We start from the raw sequence: 15,128 nt of genomic DNA, 5'->3' as shown, positions 1-15,128 counted from the left end.
GTTATGAGCACTGTGATAAAATTGCATCTTTGTGTATTGTTGTTGGGTTGCATTCAGCAAGCTAGTGCCCAGCTAACACCCTCGGTTTTATTTGAACAGTACAGGAGCAATAAAAAAAAATCCTTGTTGCCCGATTTTTCTTATGTAGGCTATCATTGCGGGGAAACCGATATCCCGCAGGTGAAAGACAGTAAGGTTTTTAATGTAGTTGATTTCGGCGCCAAAGCCGATGATCAGGTGTCGGACCGCGATGCCATACAGGCTGCTATTACGGCGGCCAATATCAATGGATCCGGCATTGTCTTTTTTCCCAAAGGACGATTTTTGGTGAATGAAGACGGCGATTTAAAGAAACCCATCATCTCCAAAGGCGGCAATATTGTTTTTCGCGGAAGTGGCTCGGGGCCGGGTGGAACGGAGCTGTTTATGAAAAATTTTTTACCACCCGCCAACCCGGAGCAGATGTGGACTACACCGCAAATGTTCCTGTTTACGGCCAAAGGCGCCGATGTTAAAATAGGAGTGGTAACCAAAGATGCGAAAATGGGCACCTTTGATTTGAGATTAAATACAACGGCCAAGCTTGAAGAAGGCGATTGGATTGCTCTGAAGCTGTTGGATAATTCACCTAAACTGGTGGAGGCGGAACTGGAGCCCCATCAGGCGGATACCTCCTGGGCCTATTTAATCAAAAAAGGAGTGGATATATGTATGTACTACCAGGTGAAAGAAATTTCAAATACGGGATTTGTTACGCTGTATGCACCGCTGGCTTATGCGATCGATGCAAAGTATAAATGGGAGGTGTATAAACATGCTCATGCGGAAGAAGTAGGTATAGAGGATATCGCATTTGTGGGTAGCTGGAAAGAAAAATTTATACACCACCGCTCCTGGAAGGATGATAGCGGCTACAGCCTGCTGAATCTTTCGCGCAGCACCAATTCCTGGATCCGGAATTGCCGGTTTACGGATTGCAATGTGGCAGCCGTTATAACGCAGAGCGCCAATGTTACGGTGATGAACTGTACTGTTACCGGTAATGCAGGGCATGAAGCAATCTGTTCCAATCATTCTACCAATGTATTATTGGCCAACCTCACAGATGAAGCTTCGCAATGGCATTCCTTCGGCATGTCGCATGGCGCGGTTAATACCGTGCTATGGCATTGCAGCTATCCATCTACTACCTGTTTTGAGTCGCACGCCAGCCAGCCGCGTAATACATTGCTGGATAATGTAATGGGTGGCTTGATGAGCAACAGGGGCGGCGGCGCCATTGAAAATATGCCCAATCATCTGAAGGGCCTGGTTTTCTGGAACTATACGCAGACCAATGAAGCAAAAAAGGACTTTCAGTTTTGGCCGGCGAATGATATCTGGTGGAAGATCCCCAACCCGCTTATTGCCGGGTATAAAAGCAAGGGGACCACTTTTAAAAAGGAGCAACTGGGATATCTGGAAGGACTGAACGAAATAGTAACACCGGCATCATTATATGAAGCGCAGTTACAGCTGCGACTGAAAAGGCTTCCCGGCTGGCTGGTACAATTGAAAAAGGGTAATTAATAGATATTTTATGAAATTAACAAGGTTCGTTTTTACACATCGTTGTGTGATCACGGCTTTTATTGGCTGTTGCTTTTTTTCAAATGCAGCTGCTCAAAAGCAAAAGCCGCCCAATATTTTAATTGTTATAACAGATCAATGGCGCGGACAGGCGCTGGGATTTGAACACAAAGAACCGGTTAAAACGCCCAACCTGGATGCTTTTTCCAGGCAAAGTTTTGTAGCAACACAAATGGTGGCCAATTACCCTGTTTGTTCACCATCGCGGGCAATGCTATTTACGGGACAGTATCCTCTCAAAAACCATGTTTATAGCAATGTGAACTCCTCCACGGCGCCGGACAACATACAGCTTAAGACAGATGCTGTCTGCTGGTCGGATGTTCTAAAAGCGAATGGCTATAATAACGGATATATTGGTAAGTGGCATCTTGATTCCCCGCACCCGCCTTATATACCTACCAGTAATAATATCGGAAAAGTAGCCTGGAACGAGTGGACGCCTCCGGACAGACGGCATGGATTTGATTACTGGTACGCTTACGGTACCTATGATGAGCATTTGGAGCCGATGTACTGGACAACAGATGCACCGAGGGATAGTTTTCATTATGTAAAAGAATGGGGCCCATCCCATGAGGTGGGAAAGGCATTGGAATTTCTTGAAAACCGGAATGGAGAAAGAGATGGGAAAAAGCCCTTTTCCCTGGTAGTGTCTATTAACCCGCCACATTCAAATTATACACAAGTGCCCCGGGAATATTATGAGCTGTACAAAAATATTCCTTTGGAATCGCTGCTAAACGATCCGGATATTCCGCCGGCAGGAACGGAGATGGGCGATTTTTACCGAAAGTATATCCGGTACTACTATGCTGCTATAACGGGTATCGATGACCAGGTTGGAAGATTGCTGAAAGGGCTTGAAAAATTAAAATTATCAGATAATACTATTGTTGTGTTTGTAGCGGATCATGGCAATTGCTTAGGTAAGCATGATGCGGAATCGAAGAATAATATTTACGAAGAATCGCTGCGCATTCCATTTATGATACGCTGGGCGGGGCACATTAAACCCCGTTATGATTCCGTTTTCCTGGGTAGTATGCCGGATCTTTATCCGTCCCTGCTCACGCTGATCGGTCTCCAAAAGGATATTCCGTCTGCAGTTGATGGTAAAAGCTACGCATCCTACTGGCTTACAGGAAAGGGTAAAATGCCTTCGGTGCAATATATCCTGGGCACTATCAACGGGCGTAACCCTAATTCCGGTTTCAGAGGCGTAAGAACGGCTGACTATAAACTGGCTTATGTAAAGGCGCAGGGCAAAATTGTTCCCTATCTTTTTGACTTGAAAAAGGATCCGTTTGAGTTGAAAAATATTTATGATGAACAGTCTTCCTTAGTATCATCAATGCGTCAACAATTGCTTGATTGGTTAACTCAAAATAAAGATCCGTTTAAAATAAAATAAACGGTTTTCCGAATATTTAATAATATGAAAAGAGAGGCGTTTGGTTGGGTTATACTGCCGCTGGTTGCAGCCTGTTGGCCGGCTTACATGGTAGCACAGCAAAAAAACGGGCATCAGGGAACAATTATAACAATACCGCAGGCGGAGATCGCAAACACAGAACATCCGGTGGTTTCCTATAAACGGACTACCCACCCGGATGCACAATGGTATCCCAGTGCCGGTTTCGGCATGTTTATCCATTGGGGTATTTCTTCCGTAAAGGAACTGGAACTTTCCTGGCCGATGATGGCCGGCACCCAGATCGGATGGAGACCGGCCAACAACCGGCTGAGCGCCGACTCTGTAAAAAAGATCATGGATGCGGGTAACTATTTTGCCGGTCATGCATGCGAAAAAGATAATAGCTGCATTACGCCAAATGCATATTGGGCCATGGCAAAAGATTTTGATCCCAAAGATTGCGACCCCGAAAAATGGATTAAAGCCGCAAAGGATGCCGGTATGACCTATGCTGTTTTTACCGCCAAACACCATGATGGGTTTGCGATGTGGCCCAGCGCTTATGGAAATTTTAATACAAAAAATTATTTGAACGGCAGAGACTTTGTAAAGGAGTTTGTGACTGCCTGCAGAAAATATGGATTAAAGGTAGGATTGTATTTTTCCCCGCCAGACTGGTATTTTGACGGTGAATACCGCAATTTTATGTATTACGGTGTGGGGCGGGATTACCAGGGTATACCGGTATTGGACCGGGACCTGCGTCCTCGAACTGCTATAAAGACCGAGGCGGAGCGGCAGGCTCACCATCGGGAAATGGCGGCTTTTATTAAAGGGCAGGTAGAGGAACTGCTGACCAATTATGGTAAAATAGATATGATCTGGTTTGATAAAGACGGCGTTCCGGTTATTCCTGCGGGCAATGCAGCCTGGGATGCGTGCATCTCTATGGCACGGGTACGCCAGCTGCAACCGGGAATTATTGTAAGCCCCCGGCTTTTTGGATATGGCGATTATACATCCTTTGAAAGTGATAAGAACTTTCCCACGGCCGTGCAGGACGGCTGGTCAGAGTTTTGCACCACTTCAGCTGTAAGCGGATGGGGTTATACCAAAGCGCCCATGAAATCAACGGCCCATATCCTCAACTACCTGGTGCGGGCCAGGGCTTATAATACCAATATGCTCCTGAACTATGGTCCCACAAAAGAGGGGGTGTTTACCCCTGAAATGTATAAGAGCCTGGCGGAAATTGCTGCGTGGATGAAAGTAAATGCCGCCTCCATTAAAAATACACGGGCGCTTGACGCTCCGGAGTTTGCAACGGTGCCGGCAACAGCAGCAAAGAAACACCGGTACCTGTTTTTGCTGGCCCCGGCAGGTGGGGAAAATAACGCAGCACCAACCGTTGAATTGCATACCAGTGCAGCGGTAAAGAAAGTGACCATGCTGGGGCATAAGACACCACTTGCATATCGCCTGGATGCGGGCAAACTGATTGTGGATCTGCCCGCAGGTAGAAGCGCAACGCTGCCATTGGTAATTGATGTTGAATTAAAATAGTTGATTTCTTATGAGGTCGGTTTTATGGATTATATGGACAGTGTTATGGCCGCTGACCGGGCTTGGCCAACAGCAGCCGTATTATGGTTTTGATTCGGGTTTGCCGGCCAATTTTTTATCTTCCGGCATTGCACTGACGTTAAGTGGCGAGCATGTAAAGGATGGGGCAAACAGCCTGAAATGGGCCGCAGATGCCGGCGCCGTGTTAACTGCGGGAGATCTCGGCATCCCTGTAACCGATATCGCAAGCCGGAATTCCGGTTCCGCACAGTTTTTTATCTACAGCTCCCGTATTACCAATGATACCCTGGTGTTCCGTTTTTATGATAAGGCAGGCATCAGGAAGCGGGAGGGGCACCTGCTGTTAAATTTCAACGGATGGCGGGATTACCACCGTAACTACCGGCTCGACTATAATAAAGGCAAGGAACTGCCGGCTTTTGCATTGGATAAAATGGAGCTTATTTACAGGCCGCAGAACCCTGCAGCAACAGTAGTCCTGTACCTGGATGCATTCCGGTTTATTGGCGATACAAAGGATCGCTATCCCGGGCCGCAGCTGGCGCCCGACCGGCAGGATTTTGGAACAAATTATGACAGGGTCGGAATGCTGGTGGATTATCTTACAAAGCCGGATCTGCCTGTAATGCCTGCTACGGCACAGGAGCGAAAAGACGCTTACAAAGTAAATGCATTTTATTTGCAGCCTGTTCCTGCGGTAACTCCCGAAAACCTTGCGGCGGCAAAAAGGTTTGTAACAGCCTGCCATATCCGGCGCAATCCGGATTCGTCCATTACCGGCAGGGGGCAATTGTACTTAGATAATGAAGACACGCTTTTGCAGGTTTCGACCTATTGTGGGTACCTGGCCGGGGCCGTTATTCACAATGCAGATAACGATGCAAAAAAGAAGTTGCTCGATTTTACGGAATATATGCTGGACCAGGGATTGGCCGAAGGAGGACGTTTGTTTTTAAACCTGGGGCATTACAAACAAAGTCTCAATTTTCCTCTTGGGTTTCTAACGGCCATGCCGCTTTATCCCAACGAAATGAAAGCCCGGGTATTAAAGATGCTGAAATGGCATATCGGTTATAACAGGATTTACGATTCCCAAAAAACGGACCCCAATACCGATTTTATGCACCTGCGATCCGACTTTTTATTTAAGCTGGCGGCACTGGCTCCTTCGCAGGATGAATGGGTAAGAGATTTAAAATGTATTTCCCGTTACCTGGGGTTGTTTGTAAATTTTACACAAGGGAGTGAAAACGGGCTGAAAGCCGATGGCACCGCGTTTCACCACAACGTGCACTACCTGGGATATATGTACGCAATGGGAACCTATGCAGACAGGATTTATTCCTTAAAAGGAACGGTATACCGGCTGAATGCGGCTGCCTATAAACGGGTGGCCTTGTTTTACAAAGCATCGTTCCTGCAATCCTCTAAGGGGGCCATATATGCAAATTCGATTTCGGGAAGAAACCCTTTTTCAGGTTTCCCGGTTGGTGCCGATAAATTGCGGAAACTGATAGAAGTAGGGGGCGATATAATGGGCAAACCCTATGATCCGGAACTGGCAGCTTTTTATAGTTATATTTTTGACAACCGGGAATACCCGGTAAACAAAGCCGCAGCAGACGGATATTATCAGTTTAACTACGGGCAATTGGGCGTGCAGCGCAAGGACAATTGGGTGGCCGCTATGCATGGGTTTACCAACCGGCTTTGGGGGGCGGAAATCTACGCTACCCAGAACCGTTATGGGCGTTACCAGAGTTATGGTTCATTAGAAGTGTTATATAACGGCGATACGGCGGCAACAGGGTACCCGGGGGGCAAGGGCCGGGGCTGGGATTGGAATATGCCGCCGGGTACAACCACGGTTCACCTGCCTTTTTCTGAATTGCAGGCGAAACTGGTACGGGCGGATGAATACAATGAAAAAAGCTTTGCAGGCGCTTTGGCGCTCGGAAAAAACGGCATTTTTGCCATCGATTTTGTCGAGAAGGCGGGAAATAAATACAGTCCCAACCACCTGCAGTTTCATAAATCGGTATTCTCATTTAACGATATTCTTGTATGCCTGGGCAGCGGCATTCAATCTTCCAATACGGATTGTATAACCGCAACGAATTTATTTCAGGCAGTGTCTGCATCTGTTAATCCACCTGTATATATAAACGCAGGGCGTGCCATAAGGGATGGCAGCTACAGTAACACCATGGCTACAGCAAACAAAGAGTCCTGGTTGGTGAACGGCCAAAGCACCGGCTTTTTTGTGCCCCGGGGTGGCGGTACTATAGTGGTAGAAAGGGGGAAACAGGATACGCCGGTGGAAACGAGCCTGACGGGTAGCCCCAGGGCTACCGCTTATTTCAGTAAAGCCTATATCAGCCACGGGCAAGCTCCTGCTAATGCGCAATACCGGTTTGTGGTGGTGCCGGGTACCACGCCCCAAAAAATGGAAAGGCTTGCAGCCCGTTTTGCCAGCGATAAGGTCTATCGCATATTGTGTCAGACGGACTCACTCCATGCCGTGGAGTATTTGCCCGATAGTATTACCTCTTATGTTTTCTTTGAGGCCAACGACCGGGTAAATACCGGCCTTGTTAAGCGTATTTCCGGGCAGGCCCTGGTGGCAATAAAGAAGCAGGGAAGGATCATTTCAATAACGATCAACAATCCGGACCTGAATGCGGTTGATGATCCTATAACAAAATGGCATTCGGCGCCCTATCATGTAAGTTTGCAGCTAGCGGGGAAATGGAAAGTAGTGGATAATCCTTCCGGCGCTGCAATTACTAATGACAGGGCTGCGGTAACGGTCAATTTTACGTTAAAAGATGGGTTGCCTGCTTCCCTGAAATTGCTTGGTGATTAAAATACGATCAGTGAAATCTGTTGTGCGATATTATTGGTGTTTGCTTCCGGTGCTCTTGTTGATTGCCTGTAAGAAAAAAACGCAGGAGGCATATTTAACAACTGTTCCGGAAAACCGGGGCTACCAGCTGCAATGGTCGGATGATTTTTCCGGATCAGGCCTTGATGCAGCAAAATGGTACCACCGGTATCCGGGTGTGCGGCACGATGGCTTTAATGACAGCAATGCCATATCTGTAAGCAACGGCAACCTGTTTATAAAAGTATATTCGGACACCATTGGTGGCATTGTAAAGCATCATACCGGTATGATCGCCACCAAAAAGGAATTCCTGTACGGGAAATTTGAAGTAAAAGCGGCCTTCGTAAATCAATCCGGATCCTGGTCGGCATTTTGGTTGCAGAGTGCTACTATGGGTAACCCGGTTGGAAATCCGCAGCAGGCAGGAATGGAGATTGATGTTGTAGAAACCCTGCCCAATGATGGCAGGGTATATCAGAATCTTCACTGGGATGGCTACACATCGGATCATAAAACGGCCGGCATAAAAACAGCAGATCTGGGAGCTAACAGCGGCAGCTACCATGTATACACGCTTGAATGGTCGCCTGAATTCTATAAATTTTATGTAGATGGGCAGCAGACCTGGGCCTATAGCACTTATATATCCCAACGGAGTGAATTTATCATTTTAAGTTCGGAAGTAAGGAATGCAGCGGCTGGCTCATGGGCCGGGCCAATACCTCAGGGCGGTTACGGAAGCAAGGAACATAGCCATACCATGATGAAGGTGGATTATGTAAAATATTACAAAGCCCTGTAAATGGCAGAGGGATAACATGCTACCCCGCAATGTACTCGGAAGGTGTTTGTCCAAAGAATTTTTTAAATTCCTTGCTAAAGTATTTACGGTCGTTAAACCCCACTTCCCAGGCCACTTCCGCAATGTTGAATTTGTCGTTACGTAGCAGCAGGGCTGCTTTTTTGAGCCGGAGCGATTTGATAAATTCCCCGATGGGCGTTTGCGCAAGGGCGTTAAATTTCTTATACAAAACAGCGGTGCTCATACCCACTTCGCGGGCCAGGGCCGATACATGAAACTCGGGGTTATTCATATTGGCCTCAATAACTTCCATCAGCCGTTCCATAAATTTCTTATCCACGGTTCCAACCTCGGTTTGGGTGGGCTCCAGGAATATTTTCTGGCTGAAATGCTGCCGCTGCGATTCTTTCAGACGCAGCAGGTTTTTGACGTAAGACTGAAGCACTTTAACGCTGAAGGGTTTTGTAAGATACACATCGGCGCCGCTTTCAAGGCCTTCCAGCTGCTGGTCAATGCTGGTTTGGGCGGTGAGCATGATTACCGGTATGTGACTGGTGCGTACGTCATTTTTGAGCTGCCGGCAAAATTCGTTGCCGTCCATCTCGGGCATCATCAGGTCGGTAATAATGAGGTCGGGCAGTTCATTCACGGCAGTATTCCATCCCGCTTTACCATTGGATGCTTCTAAAACGGTATGCTCCGCCTGCAGGCAGATCTGCAGAAAATCCCGCAGTTCCGCATTGTCTTCTATAATAAGGATGGTTGTCGTCAATGGCTTCCCGGTTGTAAAAAATGGTCCTGGCCCTCTTTCAAAGATACAAAAAAACAGGTTTTGTTTTCCCTGCCATCGCTGCCCTGCACACTTGAAAAACGGATGGCGCCGCCGTGCAGCGTTACCAGGATTTTTGACAATGCCAGCCCAATACCGGTTCCGGTTTTTTTATTTCCCGCTGCGTCCACCTGGAAGAATTGGGTAAAGATCTTCTCGCTGCTTTCGGGCGGAATGCCGATGCCGTTGTCGCAGATACTGATTTCTGCATCGCCGTTTTCCTGTTTCGCAAGCTGCATGGAAACCCGTCCTCCCGGCGGCGTGAATTTGAGGGCGTTGGATAGTAAATTGTAAAAGATGATTTCCATATAATGTGGGTCAAAATAAAGGTCCAGGGAGCGCTCCGGCGGATAAAACTGATACCGGATATTTTTTTCCGCAGCCAAAACAGAAAATTTTTCGAAAACATCTTTGCAAAAAGCAACAAGATCGTTTTTTACCGGGTGCAGCCGGGTGTAACCGGAATCCGCTTTCATAAAATCCAAAAGATCGTTGGACAATTTCAGCATCCGGTCAGCATTGGATTTAATAGACGATAATAATTTTTTTGAGGACGCATGGTCCAGATCATGTTCCAGCAGCATTTCGGCAGGCCCCATGATCATCGTAAGCGGAGTCCTGATCTCATGCGAAACATGGGCAAAAAAATCGGTCTTCATCTGTTGCAGCTCTCTTTGCTTTATGTTAAGGGTATGTTCATATTCCAGTTTTCTTTTCAACGAGGTTCGGGATTGCAGAAACCAGAAAATGGCCCCTGTTGTCACAAAAAATACAAGAATATATGAGGCATAAGCCCACCATGTTTTCCATAGGGGAGGGTGAATGGTGAACTGCGCCATTTGCCGGACTTTGTTCCAGACCCCATCGTTGTTTGCAGCCCTGGCCAGCAGGGTATAAGTGCCGGGGGGAAGGTTGGCATAGGTAGCTATATGATTGTGGGTGTAGTTCCAGTGCTGATCAAACCCTTCCAGTTTATAGGCGGAGCGGTTTTTGTCCGGCTTAATAAAGTTGAGCACGGCATAGTGAAAGGCCAGGTTGTTTTTGTGGTAAGGAAGCTCAAGAGGGAAGCTTACCCGTTCCGATGAATCAGGCGATTTTAAAGAACTGCCATTTACTGTAATATCTTCAAGTTCCATGGGAGGGGGTAGCGGGTTTTCCTCAATCTGCATGGGGTCAAAGCATACCAGGCCATTGTATCCTCCAAAAAAAATGATACCTTTTTTGTCAACATAGGATGAGTTGTAATTGAATGCCTGCCCCGGAAGCCCGTCCTGTGTACTGTATACCTTAAATTGTTTCCGGGTGGTGTCCAGTCTGGAAATGCCATTGTTGGTACTGATCCACAAATTGTTTTGCTGGTCTGTAACAATGCCAACCACCTTACTCCCGGATAGCCCGTTTTGTGTGGTAAATGTTTGCGGCTGTCCATTAGCCGGGTTTATAAATGACAGACCGGAATAGCTTCCAAACCAAATGATATGGTTGCGGTCTTCGGTAATGTAGTAGATGTGGTCCGAATGCAGTTGTGGCCGGGTATTCTCTTTTGTGTATTGCACAAATTTCCCCGATGCAGCGTAGAGGACGTTCAGTCCCTTTTTGGTGCCGATCCAAACATCGCCCTTAGAATCGGTGTACAGGTGGGTAATGGCGTTGCTGCTGAGCCTGCGGCCCGGGTAGGCTTCCTCAAAGGTTTGAAAGCTGCGATGCACGGGGTCGTAAATGTTTACGCCGGCCTCCTCATTGCCGATCCATATCTTTCCCTCCTTGTCCTGGGTAAGTGAGGTAATGTCGTCCGCATCCGGCGAAATAAGAATATTGGATTGCCGGATCAGCGCAACGGTGTGGTGTACGGGGTCAATCACATTGAGCTCTCCGTTGAAAAAGCCGGCCCAGATCTGGTTGTTTTTATCCAGCAGCATGGCTTTGATCAGATTGGAGCTGACGGAGAATCCGCGGGCGCCATTTTTGAGATGCGTAAAACGGTTTGTGGACCGGTTAAAATAATTAATGCCTTCGGCTTCGGTTCCAATCCACAGGTTGCCGGCGGCATCATCGAGGATGGAGCTGATGATGTTGCTGCTGATACTGTTTCCATTATGGTTGTTTTGGTAAATGGTAAAGGGGGTTTGATAGCGGGTGGTCATATTGAGCCCGCCAAAAAAAGTACTGATCCAGATATTTTCCTGCTGATCCTGAAAAATGTCGTGAACGGAGTTGTTATTAAGGCTTTGCGGATCATCCGGGTCATTGGTGCTGGCATAGAGGGATGCACTGCGTGGGTTATAGATATTCAGGCCCTTCAGGGTGCCAATCCATACCCGGCCGTCTTTGGCACAAAGGATCCTGCGTACGGTATTGCTGACCAGGCGCCCCTGCGGGCCGGTTTTAGTGGTAAAATGAAGGGCCGGTTTTTTCTGCGCCGTAAAAACATAAACGCCTTCGTTTTGCGTGCCTGCCCATACCTGATGATTTGGGTCGCAGGCAATGGAACTTACATTGATGTGTGCCTGTATCAGCTGTGGCCGGATTGTTCCTCCGGCGTCCAGCTCTTTCCGTGAAAACAGGTAGAGGCCGGCCGCCGTCCCAACTAAAATATTGCCCGATGAATCGCAGCCGATGCTCTGTATGTTTTTAAAAGACTGCAGATTACTCCCTGTTGCGCAGGGTACCGGTTCCATTTTAAACCGTTCCGAAGGTGTAATGGCATATAGTTGCCCCGAAGTGGCCACCAGTACGGTTTTGGTGTTGTACGCAAAAATGGCTTTTATGGCATTGCCCGCCGGGCTTTTTGTTGGAGCGGTAAGGAACGGACGAAAGAGATCCGTACCGGGCCGGTGTGCGTACAACCCGTTATTGGTACCAATCCACAAATACTGTGCGCCCGGAACCAGCGCTGTGATTTTGATACCGGAACTCATCGGGTTTTTTTCATAGAAAGACCGGTAAACGCGTACCGTCTTCCCATCATAACGATTGAGCCCGTCCATCGTGCCCGCCCAAAGAAATCCTGCAGCGTCCTGCGACACGGATAATACCGACCGGTTGGATAGTCCTTCCTCAATGGTAATATGGCTAAAATGAATCTTTCCCTGGGCCCGTACCAGCAGGCCAAAAATGCAGCAAAGGAAAGTAAAGTATAATTTATTCAAAGTATCCGGGGGGATAGAAAAACGATTTTACCTGGGGAGAAAATTTGCTGCCACTTCTTCTATTGGAGTTGTTTCCCCGAAAAAGCCGGCAATCTTTTCGATCACTTGTTCCACTAATGCATCCGGACAGGAAGCGCCACTGGTCATCAGGATTTTTACCGGAACTGCAGCCGGAAGAAAGCCCGTTGTCAATAACTCCTGTTTGGTATGAAAATTATAATGCAAAATCTCGTTGCGGCTCAGGATCTTTTCGGCACTATTGATAAAATAGGTAGGCAGGGTTTCCTCGCAAAGCTCTACCAGGTGCGAGGTGTTGGAAGAATTATAACCGCCTACAACCACCGCAAAATCGGCGGGGGTACGCAACATTTCGCTTACGGAAGTCTGGTTGTCGTTAGTGGCATAGCAGAGCGTATCCCGGGTATCTGCAAACCGTTCGGCCAACGTATCCCGGGTAAGCCCGTACTTGTCGATCATTACTTGTTTAAGATAATCGGCAATCGCCTGTGTATCGCTGGCCAGCATGGTGGTTTGGTTAACCACCCCCAGGCGTTCCAGGTCGCGGACAATATCAAAGTTGGCACTGTACTGCCCTTTAAATTCCTCATAAAAGCCTTCAGCCGCTTTTTCGCCCGTAATGTATTTGGCTAGCTCAATAGTCTGGGTCATGTTCTTGACCACCACCGAAGGGGCGTTAAAAGCTGCATGCGAGAATGTAGCGCGGGTTTCCTCGTGCGTTGGTTTACCGTGTATAACAATGGAATAATCCTTTCGGGCAATAACTTCGCTCCGGTTCCAAACCTTTTCCACAAATGGGCAGGTGGTATTGTATTTTTCGGTGTGGATACCGATCGCATTGAGTTTTTTTTCAATTTCCAGTGTGGTGCCAAAGGCCGGGATGAGCACAATATCATCAGGCGTAAGTTCTTCAAATGGAATGATCTGCCGGCCGTGGGTATCCTGCAAAAAACGAATCCCACGGGAAAGAAGGTCTTTGTTTACCTGTGGATTGTGGATCATTTCGCTCAATAAATAGATCCGCTTGCCGGGATTTTCGTCAATCGTTCTGAAGGCAATTTCAATGGCATTTTCAACACCATAGCAGAAGCCGAAGTGCCGGGCCAGGTAAATCTTTACCGGCCCAAAATCCAGGAGAGTAGGCGTGAAATCCTTTTTAAGCTTGTCCTTTTCTTTGCGTTTTCTTTTTATTGCGGATATCAACGGACTCCGGTAAAAAACAGGTACATCAAACTGCTTCATGCGGCAAAATTACTTGATATCTTTTAAAAGAGATTTTTCTTATCTTGCTGCTTCATTAAAAAAAAGTTTTTATGCAGGAGCTGATCGAAAAATTAAAGGCAGAAGTAAATCTGGATGACGCACAGGCGCAAAAAGCCATTGAAGCCGTTAAGAATTATATCATTGAAAAATTTCCAATGCTGGAGGGCGCGGTGGCCAACCTGTTTGGTCAATCCTGATTTATGCGGCCTTTACAAGGCCCATTTTGCTTTTGTCAAATTTGCGTCTTGCATATTCCTTTGTGAGGGTAAAATGGGTTTCCGCTGCCGAGGGTAGCTCGTACATGGCATCGTTCAGGATGCTTTCGCAAATGCTGCGTAACCCGCGGGCGCCCAATTTGTATTCCACGGCCTTTTCTACCATAAAGTCCAGCACCTGAGGTTCTACATCCAATTCAATCCCCTCCAGTTCAAACAGCTTCCTGTATTGTTTCATCAATGCGTTCTTTGGTTCTGTGAGGATGGCTCTCAGCGTAACTGCATCCAGCGGATCCAGGTGTGTTACCACCGGTAGGCGCCCCAACAGCTCGGGTATCAGGCCAAAGGTTTTAAGATCCTGGGCATTTACAAAACGCAGCAGGTTCTTCTTCATGTCTTCCTGTTCATCCTTATCTACATTGAACCCGATGGTGTTGGTTTGCACCCGGCGGGCAATGATCTTATCTACTCCATCAAAAGCACCTCCGCAAATAAAGAGGATATTTTGGGTGTTTACTTTGATCAGTTTCTGATCGGGGTGCTTGCGTCCTCCCTGTGGCGGAACCAGCACATCCGTTCCCTCCAGCAGTTTCAGCAGCCCCTGCTGCACACCCTCGCCGCTTACATCTCTTGTAATGCTGGGGTTGTCGCTTTTACGGGCCACCTTGTCCAGCTCGTCAATATAAACGATACCGCGCTCGGCTGCTTCTACATCATAATTACAAACCTGCAGCAGGCGGGTTAAAATACTTTCCACATCTTCGCCAACATAACCGGCTTCCGTAAATACCGTGGCATCTACAATGGCAAACGGCACATTCAGCATTTTGGCAATGCTTTTTGCCAGTAGAGTTTTGCCCGTTCCGGTTTCGCCTACCATAATGATATTGCTTTTTTCAATTTCAACATCATCCAGCTCGCGGCTTTTTTGCTTCAGCCGTTTGTAGTGATTGTACACCGCCACGGCCAATACCTTTTTGGCATCATTCTGGCCAATTACGTAGTCGTCCAGGAAGGTTTTTATTTCCATGGGCTTCCGGATGGACTGGTTGAACCCGCTAACGGTTTTCGTATCCTCCCTGAAATGAAGCTCCTGGTTAATAATTTCCTGTGCGTGTTCTACACAGTTTTCGCAAATATGTCCATCCTGCCCTGCAATCAGTATTTCTACTTCATCGCGGTTTCTTCCGCAAAACGAACATTTTAACACATTATCCGGCATAGTACAGTTATTAAAAATTGAGTTGCAAAGTTAAAAAAAAACCACCAGTGCCGGTGGTTTTTAACAAAAGAGTTTCAATCTACCGCGGATTGATTTTCTGCGAAAATCGGCGC

At 47.3% G+C, this 15,128-nt stretch carries 10 protein-coding genes; 6 read left to right on the top strand and 4 right to left on the bottom strand.

Going from position 1 to position 15,128, the window contains the following annotated elements:
* Positions 1-3: 3 nt before the first annotated feature.
* The 5 genes from GGU45_RS03310 to GGU45_RS03290 are packed head-to-tail and all read left to right on the top strand — an operon-like array spanning position 4 to position 8,319.
* Entirely contained in the window at positions 4-1,569 is a 1,566-nt protein-coding gene (locus GGU45_RS03310; protein WP_435221978.1) for a DUF4955 domain-containing protein, read from the top strand.
* A gap of 10 nt (positions 1,570-1,579) precedes the next feature.
* The gene (locus GGU45_RS03305; RefSeq protein ID WP_435221976.1) at positions 1,580-3,043 is read left to right on the top strand and encodes a sulfatase family protein; all 1,464 of its coding nucleotides are present in this window, start codon (positions 1,580-1,582) and stop codon (positions 3,041-3,043) included.
* A 24-nt stretch (positions 3,044-3,067) separates the two neighbouring features.
* A complete protein-coding gene (locus GGU45_RS03300; protein WP_435221974.1) occupies positions 3,068-4,609 on the top strand; it encodes an alpha-L-fucosidase in 1,542 nt (513 codons plus the stop codon).
* A 10-nt stretch (positions 4,610-4,619) separates the two neighbouring features.
* Positions 4,620-7,496 carry a polysaccharide lyase family 8 super-sandwich domain-containing protein gene (locus tag GGU45_RS03295; protein ID WP_435221972.1) on the top strand — a complete coding sequence of 959 codons (2,877 nt, stop codon included), beginning with the start codon at positions 4,620-4,622 and terminating at the stop codon, positions 7,494-7,496.
* Between the two features lie 10 nt (positions 7,497-7,506).
* On the top strand, positions 7,507-8,319 hold the full coding sequence (locus GGU45_RS03290; RefSeq protein ID WP_435221970.1) for a glycoside hydrolase family 16 protein: 813 nt from the start codon (positions 7,507-7,509) through the stop codon (positions 8,317-8,319).
* Positions 8,320-8,338: 19 nt separating this feature from the next.
* Here GGU45_RS03290 and GGU45_RS03285 read toward each other — a convergent pair whose 3' ends face one another.
* The 3 genes from GGU45_RS03285 to GGU45_RS03275 are packed head-to-tail and all read right to left on the bottom strand — an operon-like array spanning position 8,339 to position 13,557.
* Positions 8,339-9,091, bottom strand: a complete 753-nt coding sequence (locus tag GGU45_RS03285) for a response regulator transcription factor (protein WP_435221968.1) — start codon at positions 9,089-9,091, stop codon at positions 8,339-8,341.
* Positions 9,088-12,297 (bottom strand): ligand-binding sensor domain-containing protein, encoded by a 3,210-nt coding sequence (locus GGU45_RS03280; protein ID WP_435221966.1) that lies wholly within the window; start codon positions 12,295-12,297, stop codon positions 9,088-9,090. Before GGU45_RS03280 ends, GGU45_RS03285 begins: the two co-directional genes overlap by 4 nt.
* Before the next feature lie 27 nt (positions 12,298-12,324).
* Entirely contained in the window at positions 12,325-13,557 is a 1,233-nt protein-coding gene (locus GGU45_RS03275; protein WP_435221964.1) for a 4-hydroxy-3-methylbut-2-enyl diphosphate reductase, read from the bottom strand.
* 71 nt (positions 13,558-13,628) lie between these two features.
* On the opposite strand from GGU45_RS03275, the gene GGU45_RS03270 reads away from it, so the two are divergent.
* Positions 13,629-13,775 carry a hypothetical protein gene (locus GGU45_RS03270; protein WP_435221962.1) on the top strand — a complete coding sequence of 49 codons (147 nt, stop codon included), beginning with the start codon at positions 13,629-13,631 and terminating at the stop codon, positions 13,773-13,775.
* Position 13,776: 1 nt separating this feature from the next.
* Here the strand turns inward: GGU45_RS03270 and clpX are convergent, their stop codons facing one another.
* The gene (gene clpX, locus GGU45_RS03265) at positions 13,777-15,015 is read right to left on the bottom strand and encodes an ATP-dependent Clp protease ATP-binding subunit ClpX (protein ID WP_435221960.1); all 1,239 of its coding nucleotides are present in this window, start codon (positions 15,013-15,015) and stop codon (positions 13,777-13,779) included.
* Between the last annotated feature and the right edge of the window lie 113 nt (positions 15,016-15,128).

Origin of the sequence: Niabella hirudinis (assembly GCF_051201075.1) — a bacterium.
Classification (GTDB): Bacteria; Bacteroidota; Bacteroidia; order Chitinophagales; family Chitinophagaceae; genus Niabella; species Niabella hirudinis.
The sequence above is the reverse complement of the archived record's forward strand: the minus strand, read 5'-3'. Positions and strand labels throughout refer to the sequence as shown.